Annotated in this window: 1 rRNA gene; it reads right to left on the reverse strand. The window is 48.5% G+C overall.

What is annotated here, in order from left to right:
• Positions 1 to 242, reverse strand: a 16S ribosomal RNA gene (locus H7J92_RS14535); the annotation flags it as partial.
• Between the last annotated feature and the right edge of the window lie 96 nt (positions 243 to 338).

Consider the following 338-nt stretch of genomic DNA (forward strand, 5'->3'; position numbering starts at 1 on the left):
CGGGCCCATCTCACAGTGACAGCCGAAACCGTCTTTCAACATCTCTTCATGCGAAGAAATGGATTATTCGGTATTAGCCCCGGTTTCCCGGAGTTATCCCCATCTGTAAGGTAGGTTGCCCACGTGTTACTCACCCGTCCGCCGCTAATCTTTAGGAGCAAGCTCCCAAAGATTCGCTCGACTTGCATGTATTAGGCACGCCGCCAGCGTTCGTCCTGAGCCAGGATCAAACTCTCCATAAAAGAGAAATTCGAGTTAGCTCGATTTCTTGCTGGCATCATTTAAGATACTCATTTTGTTTATGTCACCGGCAGAGCCGATGCACAAACGTATAATTC

It is taken from the genome of Sporosarcina aquimarina, assembly GCF_019748715.1.
Taxonomy (GTDB): domain Bacteria; phylum Bacillota; class Bacilli; order Bacillales_A; family Planococcaceae; genus Sporosarcina; species Sporosarcina newyorkensis.